The organism is Streptomyces sp. NPDC091271 (assembly GCF_044757505.1).
Lineage (GTDB): Bacteria > Actinomycetota > Actinomycetes > Streptomycetales > Streptomycetaceae > Streptomyces.
Map to the genome: position 1 here is coordinate 707,344 of NZ_JBIVVD010000002.1, position 9,122 is coordinate 716,465.

Annotated in this window: 3 protein-coding genes; all 3 read left to right on the forward strand. The window is 74.4% G+C overall.

What is annotated here, in order from left to right:
* Positions 1 to 157: 157 nt before the first annotated feature.
* Genes ACIQM3_RS10585 through ACIQM3_RS10595 form a run of 3 tightly spaced genes read left to right on the forward strand, consistent with a single transcriptional unit; the run spans position 158 to position 9,084 of the window.
* Positions 158 to 1,303, forward strand: a complete 1,146-nt coding sequence (locus tag ACIQM3_RS10585) for an SDR family oxidoreductase (RefSeq protein WP_401621709.1) — start codon at positions 158 to 160, stop codon at positions 1,301 to 1,303.
* 33 nt (positions 1,304 to 1,336) lie between these two features.
* Positions 1,337 to 2,920: a PfaD family polyunsaturated fatty acid/polyketide biosynthesis protein gene (locus ACIQM3_RS10590; protein ID WP_401621712.1), complete on the forward strand. Its 1,584-nt coding sequence runs from the start codon at positions 1,337 to 1,339 to the stop codon at positions 2,918 to 2,920.
* A 56-nt stretch (positions 2,921 to 2,976) separates the two neighbouring features.
* Complete coding sequence (locus ACIQM3_RS10595) at positions 2,977 to 9,084, forward strand: SDR family oxidoreductase (protein WP_401621715.1); 6,108 nt, start codon at positions 2,977 to 2,979, stop codon at positions 9,082 to 9,084.
* Positions 9,085 to 9,122: the final 38 nt, after the last annotated feature.

Here is a 9,122-nt window from a genome sequence, read left to right on the forward strand (position 1 = left end):
GGGTGGAGCCGCTCGCACCCCGACCGCCGGGTGACACTCCGCGCCGTGGGCGGCCGGTGGCGCCCGGTTCCACCGCTCCCGGTCGCCGCAGCAGCGGCACCCCGTCCCCGCCCTCCGCACCCGGTCGCGGGCCCGTCCCTTTCGAAGCCTTGGAGCCATGGTCGTGCATGTCGCCCTCACCGGCGCCACCGGATTTCTCGGACTGCGCCTGTTGCGTCGCCTGCTCGACACGAACCGGTCGCTCACGGTCCTGGCCCACGCGGGGTCGGGAGACGCTCTGCGCCGTATCACCCGGTACTTCGAACTGACAGGTGCCACCGAGGCGTTCGTCGCCGGGATCCCCGGCCGGTTGCGGGTCGTGGAGACCGACCTCGCACAGCCCCGGCTGGGATTGTCCGCGCGGGCGTTCCAGGAGCTGGCCGACGGCGTCGACGCGATCTGGCACAGTGCGGGCAGCATCAACCTGGAGGGGGACCTCCCCGAGCTGCGCCGGACCAATGTCGAAGGGACCCGGCACCTGCTGGAGCTGGCCACCGCCGGCCGCAGGCGACCCGTGGTCCACCACGTGAGCACCGCCTTCGTGGCCGGGGCACGGCGTGAGGGGGTGGCGTACGAGGACGAGCTGGACGATGGCTGTGGCTTCGAGAACGCCTACGAACGCTCCAAGTACGAGGCGGAGCTGCTCGTCCATGCCTGGTCCAGGGAGCACGGCCGCCCCGCACTGGTCCTGCGGCCGAGCATCCTGGTCTCCGACGTGCCGCCGCACCCCGAACTGCCCGCGCATCCGCTGCTGGTCATCGAGCGGATCCTGCGTGACGCGCGAGGTGCCGAGGGCCCCCAGGACCACGGCCGGCCCCGCGTCCGTACGGTGGGGCATCCGCACGGCCGCCTGAACCTGTTGCAGGTGGAGCACGCGGCTGAGGTCATGGTGCGGCTGGCGGGCCGGACGCCCTCGGGCGGGGTCGACACGTACCACGTCGTCCATGACCGCGACGTGCCCGTACCCACGGTCGTGACCTTGCTGGAACAGCTGGTCCCGCTCTCGATCGAACTGGTCGCCACCAAGCCGGACGCCCCGTCGGCGCTGGAGGCGCTGCTGGACTTCTACCCGGGGATGACTGCCTACCTCGCCCACCGGCGGCGGTTCGACGACACCCGGGTCAGGTCGTTGCTGGGGCCCTCGGCCGCGTCGGCCCCCGTGAGCCTCGGCTACCTCCTGTCCGGTCTGGCCCCGGCCGGCCGCGCACGCACCGGCTCCCCGGACACACCCGCTACCGCCTTCTCGTCCTCCCGTCACGCCTGACCCGCAGACGTCCTCTCCCGTTGGAGCCTCTTCGTGTCCGTCCTCGCAGCTCCCGGTTCGCCCGCCGCGTCCCCGCCGGTCTTCTCCCCCGAAGGGATCGCGGCCTGTGCCCGGAGGATCCGGGAACCCGTCCATGTGGTCAGCGGGCCGGACGGCCGTGAGCTGGGGCTCGCGACCGGTCCCGCACCGGGCGGACCGGTGCTCGGTACGCTGCCGCCGCTGTATCCGGAGTGGCTCGGCGGTCGCACCTTCTGCGAGGCGCACGGCGTCCGCTTCCCCTATGTCGCGGGCGAGATGGCGAACGGCATCGCGACCACGGGGATGGTGTCGGCGATGGCCCGGGCGGACATGCTCGGTTTCTTCGGCGCGGGGGGTCTGGCCTACCCCGATGTGGAGCGGGCCGTGCACACGCTGGTCCATGAGCTGGGACCGCTCCCGAACTGGGGCGTGAACCTCATCCACTCACCGGCCGAACCGGAACTGGAGTGGCGCGTCGCCGAGCTGCTGCTGCGCCGCGGTGTCCCCCGGATCTCCGCGTCGGCGTTCATGGAGCTGACCCCGGCTGTCGTGTTGTGCGCGGCCCGGGGGCTGCGCCGGGGCGCGGACGGCGACATCGTCCGGCGTACGAGGGTGCTCGCGAAGGTGTCCCGGCCCGAGGTCGCCGAGAGGTTCCTCTCCCCCGCCCCGGCCGCACTGCTGAGTTCCCTCGTCGCTCAGGGCGAACTGACCCGGGAGGAGTCGGAGCTGGCGGCCGGGGTGCCGGTGGCCGAGGACATCACCGTGGAGGCGGACAGCGGCGGGCACACCGACAACCGGCCGCTGTCGGCCCTGTTGCCGAGGATCGCCCTCCTGCGCGACGTCCTGTGCCGGCGGTTCGGCTACCGCCGGCCGGTCCGCATCGGAGCGGCCGGCGGCCTCGGCACACCGGACGCGGTGGCCGCCGCCTTCGCCCTCGGCGCGTCCTACGTGGTCATCGGGTCGGTGAACCAGACGTCCGTCGAGGCGGGCCTGTCCGACGAGGCCAAGGCGATGCTCTGCGACGCGGACATCGCGGATGTGGCCATGGCGCCGGCGGCAGACATGTTCGAGCTCGGTGTGAAACTGCAGGTCCTCTCCCGGGGGACGATGTTCGCCCAGCGGGCCGGGCGGCTCCACGCGGCGTACCGGGCGCACGGCTCGCTCGAGGAGATCCCGGCCGCGCTGCGAGTCCCGATCGAACGTGACGTGCTGCGCGCCCCGTTCGACGAGATCTGGCAGCGCACGCGGACGTTCTGGGAGCAGCGCGATCCTGCGGAGATCACCCGTGCGGAGGCCGACCCGAAGCACCGCATGGCACTGGTCTTCCGCTGGTACCTGGGCAGTTCGAGCCGGTGGGCGATCACCGGGGACGGGGCACGGCGGGCCGACTACCAGATCTGGTGCGGGCCCGCGATGGGCGCGTTCAACCGGTGGGTCGAGGGCACCTTGCTGGCCGAACCGGCGAACCGGTCGGTGGTGCAGATCGCACTCAACCTGCTCGAAGGGGCCGCGGTGCTCACACGGGCGCACCAACTGCGTACGTACGGAGTCCCGTTGACGCCCGACGCGTTCACGTACACGCCGTGCGAGCTGGCGTGAGCGTGCCCGGCGCCCCGAAGGCGCCCACGACGACAGCCCCACTCCGAGGAGAGACCGTGCACGATTCCCCGTCCCACCGGGTTCCCGTGGCCGTGGTCGGCGTGGGCGCCGTGGTGCCCGGCGCGACGGACGCGGCCGGCTACTGGCGGATCGTGACCGGCGGCCGGGACCTGATGACCGAGGTGCCCCCGTCCCGCTGGCGGGTGGAGGACCACTACGACCCGGACCCGGCCGCCCCCGACAAGACGTATGCCCGTCGGGGCGCCTTCCTGCCGGAGGTGGACTTCGAACCGATGGCTTACGGGGTGCCGCCCGCCAACCTGCCGGCCACGGACACCTCCCAGCTGCTCGCTCTGATGGTCGCCGACCAGGTGCTGGCGGACGCCGGCGGTCCGGCCGGGGTGGACCGGGAGCGGACCGGCGTCGTCCTCGGCGCGGCCGCCCTGGAACTCCTGCCGCACATGTACGGGCGCACCCAGCGCCCGCTCTGGCTCGCGGGGCTGCGGGAGAGCGGACTGGGTGAGGCCGAGGCCCAGGCCGTGTGCGACCGCATCTCGGCCCGTTTCGAGCCGTGGCGGGAGTCGACCTTCCCCGGGCTGCTCGGGAACGTCGTCGCGGGCCGCATCGCCAACCGGTTCGATCTGCACGGCGTCAACCACACCACCGACGCCGCCTGCGCCAGCTCCCTGGCAGCTCTGTCCACGGCCGTCGGTGAGCTGGCGCTGGGCCGGGCCGACCTGGTGATCAGCGGAGGCGTGGACACCGGGAACGACATCGGCATGTTCCTGTGCTTCTCCAAGACCCCCGCGCTGTCCCCCAGCGGTGACTGCCGGCCGTTCTCCGCCTCGGCCGACGGCACCATGCTCGGCGAAGCGGTCGTCATGTATGCGCTGAAGCGGCTGTCCGACGCGGAGCGCGACGGCGACCGGATCCACGCGGTGATCCGGGGCATCGGCACCTCGTCCGACGGCAGGAGCACGGCGATCTACGCCCCGCTGCCCGACGGCCAGGCGCGCGCCCTGCGACGCGCCTACGAGGAGGCGGGCTACGGACCGGAGACCGTGGAGCTGGTCGAGGCGCACGGAACCGGCACGAAGGCCGGGGACACCGCCGAACTGGCCGCCCTCGGGGAGGTGTTCGGAGCGTCGGGCCGCCCGGACGGGCAGTGGTGCGCGATCGGTTCGGTCAAGTCGCAGATCGGCCACACCAAGTGCGCGGCGGGTGCGGCGGGGCTGCTCAAGGCGGTCATGGCCCTGCATCACAAGGTGCTGCCGCCGACCGTCAAGGTCGACCGGCCGAATCCGGCGGCCGCCGCCCCCGACGGTCCGTTCTACGTCAACACGGAGACCCGCCCGTGGGTACGGCCCGCCGGGCATCCGCGCCGGGCTTCGGTGTCGAGCTTCGGTTTCGGCGGCAGCAACTTCCACGTCACGCTGGAGGAGTACGTGCCCTCGGCGCAGGGCCGCGCGGCCCTGCGCCACCGATCGGCGCCGAGCGAACTCGTCCTCTTCAGTGGCGCCTCCGTGTCGGACCTGGTGCCGCCGCGGACGGACGACGGCCGTCCGCTGGCCGCCCTGGCCCGGGAGAGCCACACCTCCTTCTCACCCGCCGACCGGGTGCGGCTGGCCGTCGTCGCCACCGATGGTGAGGACCTGCGGGAGAAGTACGCGCAGGCGGTCGCGTCGATCCGGCAGCGGCCCGGCACGGCGTTCTCCACACCCGCCGGTGTCCGGTACGCGTGCGGGGAGCCCGCTCCGGGCCGCATCGGCTTCCTGTTCCCGGGGCAGGGGTCCCAGTACGTCGGGATGGGGGCCGACCTCGCCATGCTGGCGCCGGCCGCCCAGGCGGTGTGGGACCGGCTCGGCGGCGCCCGCTTCGACGGGCGGCCGCTGCACAGGGTGGTGTTCCCGCCGCCCGCCTTCACCGACGAGGAGCGCGCGGACCGGCGGGCTCGCCTGGACGCCACCGAGTGGGCGCAGCCCGCCCTCGCCGTGCACGCGCTGGCGCTGCTGGCGGTGGTGCGGGAGCTGGGCCTGCGACCGGACTGCGTGGCGGGCCACAGCTTCGGTGAGCTGGTGGCGCTGCACTGCGCGGGTGTGCTGGAGGCGGAGGCGCTGGTGGGTCTGGCCCGCCGCCGCGGTGAGCTGATGCGGGACGCGGCGGTCACACCGGGCGCGATGCTGGCCGTGGCGGCGGACCGCGCGCACGTGGCCGAGGTGCTGGCCGGCGGCGGATTCGGCGAGCTCTGGACGGCCAACCACAACTCCCCGCGTCAGGTGGTGCTTTCGGGTTCGCGGGAGGCTGTCCTGCGCGCCGAGGAGGTGTTCGCGGCGGAGGGGGCGGGCACCCGCCGGCTGGCCACGTCGACCGCCTTCCACAGCCCGCTGGTCGCCCCGGCCGCCGAGCCGCTCGCCGCGTACCTGCGCACGGTGCCGCTCGCGGAGCCCGGGATCGAGGTCTACGGCAACGCCGACGCGGAACCGTACCCGTCGCACCCCGACGAGGTGCGCCGCCGGGTCGCCGGTCATCTCGCCTCACCGGTGCTCTTCCAGGACCAGATCGAGGCGATGTACGCGGCGGGGGTCCGGACCTTCGTCGAAGTCGGCGCGGGCGCCGCGCTGACCGGCCTGGTCGGACAGATCCTCGGCGACCGCGAACACGCTGCCGTCCCCCTGGACCGGCCGGGCCGGTCCGGGGTCAGCACCCTGCACGCCGCGCTCGGCGAACTCGCCGTGCGCGGCGTCCCCCTCGATCTCGACAGCCTCTGGGCGCCGTACGGCTCGCCCGGAGCCTCAGCGAAGGAACGCGAGCCCCGAATGACCGTGAAGATCAGCGGAGCCAACTACGGTCAGCTCCACCCGCCCCGCGCCGCGGCCGCCGAACCGTCGCCCGCACCGGAGCGCGGCCCGGAACACCGACCGCGGACCGCCCCCGTGCACGCATCCGCGCCCGGCACCCCGGCGGTCCCCCTCCCCGCGCCGGGGCCCACGCACGATCCGGCGAACGCCCACGACGTCGTACCGTCTCCGGGGCCGGGGGCCGTGCACGAGGCCGTCTCCCTTTACGGCGCCGAGGCGGTCGGCGCCGACTGGTACGCGGCGGTCGAGAATGTCCAGCGGCACACCGCGGAGGCCCACGCGGCCTGTCAACGGATGCTGACGGACAGCCACATGGCCTTTCTGCGGATGACCGAGACGACACTGGCCGCGATGCTCGGAGTGCCCCACACGGGTGAGGTGCCCGACGTGGCGGCCCCCCTCGCGCCGCTGCCGCTGCCCCGGGCGTCGTCACCGGGGCCGGCCGCCCCGGCGTCCGTGGCACCGGTGCCGGTCGCGACCGGTGTCACACCGGCCGAGCCCGCCCCGGCCGCCGCTCCTGTAGCCCCCGCGTACGCCGGCGCCGGAGCAGTTCCTTCGCCCGCGCCCGCGCCCGCACCCGTGCCCGCACCCGCACCCGCACCCGCGACGGCTCCGGCTGATGATGTCGTGCCCCTTTCGCCGTCGGAGCTGGAGGAACTGCTCCTCTCGGTGGTGGCCCGGCTCACCGGCTACCCCAGCGACATGCTCGACATGGACATGGAGCTGGAGGCGGACCTGGGGGTGGACTCCATCAAGCGGGTCGAGATCCTGTCAGCCGTACGCCGTCAGGTGGGCGACCTGGGGGCAGGAGACGTCGGCCGCCTCGGCAAGCTCCGCACACTGCGCGAGATCGTCGAGGCGCTCACCGCCGGCGCCCGCCCATGCGGGGACCCTGTGCCGGGCCCCCAGGACGCGGCCGGCTTCCCCGCGGACGTGGTCGCCCCCGCCGTACCGGAGCCCCGTAGAGTTTCCGGCCCCTCCGGCACCCCGCAGGACACCGGGCTCGTTGCCACGCGTGCCGGGGCCGGTGAGACGGCCGTGCTGACGAGGCTGGTACCGCGTCTGGTGGAGTCGCCGGCCTCCGGCCTGGCGACGGCGGGACTGCTGGACGGCCCGGTCGTGGTGACCGGCGGGGGCACGGACGGATGCGGGCTGACCGGTCTCGTCGCCCGGAAGCTGACGGAGCGCGGCATGGACGCCACCGCGGCGGCGGAGGTGCCCGAAGGCACACGCGGTGTCGTCCATCTCGGCGGACTGACCGCGGGCGACGGGCCGCAGGAGGCGACGGAGGTCCACCGGTCGGCGTTCCGCGCGGCGCGTACGGTGGCGGCGCGAGCCGCCGCGGGGGGTGCGCTGTTCGTGACCGTGCAGGACACCGGGGGCGACTTCGGGCTCGGTGGCCGCGCGCCCGGCCGCGCGTGGCTGGGCGGTATCGCGGGTCTGACCAGGACCGCGGCGAAGGAGTGGCCGGACGCCTCGGTCAGGACCGTCGACTGCGAGCGGGGCGGCCGGGACGACGAGGAGCTCGCCGGGGCGATCGTGCGGGAACTGCTCGAAGGCGGAGCCGACATGGAGGTCGGTCTCCGCGCGGACGGCACCCGCACGCTCCTGCGGACGGTGCCCGAGCCGGTGACGCCCGGCGACACGCGGCGGGTCACCTCCGCGTCCGTGATCGTGGCCACCGGCGGGGCGCGTGGGGTAACCGCCGCCGCCCTGCTGGACCTGGCCAGGACCCACGGTCCACGGATCGTCCTGGTGGGCAGGACCGACCCCGCCGCCGAACCCGCGGGACTGGCTTCGGCGTCCGACGAGCCGGCGCTCACCCGGCTGCTCGCGGAGCGCTCCGACAGGGACGCGGCGGGCTCCTCACCCGCCCGGATCGCGGCGCGGGCCAGGGAGATCCTTGCCGCACGCGAGGTACGCGCGACACTGGCGGCGCTGGAGTCCGCCGGGTCCCCCGTCCGGTACATCCAGGTCGACGCCCGCGACGCCGACGCTCTGGCCGCCGCCCTCCGCGATGTACGCGACGCCTGGGGGCCCGTCACCGGCATCGTGCACGGTGCGGGGGTCCTGGCCGACAAGCTGATCGCCGACAAGAGCGACGAGCAGGCCGATCTGGTGATGTCCACCAAGGTGGACGGTCTGCGGGCGCTGCTGGCCGCGACGGCGGGCGATCCGCTGGACATGATCTGCCTCTTCTCCTCGGTGGCCGCCGTGTTCGGCAACACGGGGCAGAGCGACTACGCCATGGCCAACGAAGTCCTCCATCAGGTCGCGTCGGCCGAACAGGCCCGCCGCCCCGGCTGCCTGGTGCGGTGCATCGCCTGGGGCCCCTGGCAGGGCGGCATGGTCACGCCCGCCCTGGCCGCGCACTTCGGCCGGTCCGGGGTCCCGCTCATCCCCCTGGAGCAGGGCGCGGCCGCCTTCACGGCCGAGCTGGACGGCACCGCGGGTGAGGCCCGCGTCGTCCTTGCGGCCGGGGACGACCCGGCGGCGCTCTCCCCGGTCGTCGGCCCGCCCCGGGCCCAGGTGCTGGTCCGCTCCGACACCCTGCCGCAGCTGGCCGACCACACTCCCGCCGAGGCCCCGGTGCTGCCCGTGGCACTGGTCCTGAGCTGGTTCGCGAGCGCGGCTACGGCCTGGCTGCCGGCCCCCGGGCCGCTCCCGCTCGTCCTGCGCGATCTGCGTGTGTACAAGAAGTGCGCCCTGCCGGAACTGTCAGGTGCGGGCCACCGGCTCACCCTGTCCGGCAGCCGGGGCGCACCCGGTTCGCCGTCGGCTCTGGAGGCGGAACTGCGGGGCGAGGACGGCCTGGCGCACTTCCGGGCCGTGCTGGACACCGGGAGCCGGAAAGCGGACCCGAGGACGTGGGACACCCCTGGAGGCCTGAAGCCGCTCGGCCGGGCCGATGCGTACGACGGGAAGGTCCTCTTCCACGGTCCGCGGTTCCACGCCCTGCGCACGGTGCACGGCGTCTCCGAGCAGGGCGCCGAGGCGACCGTCGCGGGCGTGCGCATTCTGGACTGGCAGGGCGGGCACGGGCCGATCGACCCGGCTGCCGTGGACGGCGCGCTCCAACTCGCCTTGCTCTGGGGCGAGGGGGTACTCGGGGCGGCGACGCTGCCCATGGCCCTCGCCGAGTGCAGGGTGCACAGGCGCGGCCCGTCGGACGGCACCGTGCGGTGTGTCGTGCGAGGGCGCAAGGCGCACGACACGGGGGCGCGCTGCGACGCGGCACTGATCGACGCCGACGGGTCCGTACGGCTGGAACTGATCGGTGTCGAGCTCGTCCGCCGCCCCTCCTGACCCCGTCCCCGGTCTCCGCCCCGCCCCACCGTGAAGTG

Bases quoted from the DNA above. Each gene is read 5' to 3' on its own strand.
- ACIQM3_RS10585 (WP_401621709.1), top strand. From the start codon at position 158: ATGGTCGTGCATGTCGCCCTCACCGGCGCCACCGGATTTCTCGGACTG.